General features: G+C 69.1%; 1 protein-coding gene. It reads right to left on the bottom strand.

The annotated features are described in order from the left end of the window. The coding region (locus CDV44_RS26870) for a chromate transporter (RefSeq protein WP_249277748.1) at positions 1-449 on the bottom strand (449 nt) is incomplete at its 3' end. Positions 450-488 lie beyond the last annotated feature (39 nt).

The following is a 488-nucleotide window of genomic DNA, read 5'->3' as shown; positions in this document are numbered from 1 at the left end:
ACGAGCAGCAGGGGCAGGCCGAAAACGAAACTGCCGATGAAGGTGGCCGCGGCGAAGTCTAGCGTGCTCCAGTGCCGTTCCAGTCCGCCGAGCAACCGCAGCGACGTGGCGATCACCAGGCCGGTGGCGGCGGGCATAAGGCCGGAGAGCAGGTGCTGGACGAGAGACGTTTGTCCCCATCGCGCGTAGGCGAAGCCGATCAGGATGATGACGATGGTCGGGCAGAAGTAGAGGCCGGCGACGGCGGCGGCGGCGCCTCGCGGTCCGCGGAAGCGGCGTCCTAATACGGTGGCGATGTTGGCGACGTTTGGCCCGGGCAGCAGTTGCGCGAGCGGCAGCAGTTCGGCGAATTCCCGGTCGGTCAGCCAGCGGCGTTGATCGACCACCATACGACGCGCCCAAGGTAGCACGCCGCCGAAGCCCGTCGCGCCGACGGTGCCGAAGGCCACGGCCAGTTCCCGGCAGGTAGGGCGGTGCACTGGCGGGGC

The organism is Pandoraea sp. PE-S2R-1, assembly GCF_002179865.1.
Taxonomy (GTDB): Bacteria; Pseudomonadota; Gammaproteobacteria; order Burkholderiales; family Burkholderiaceae; genus Pandoraea.
This window is presented reverse-complemented; position numbering and strand designations above follow the sequence as displayed.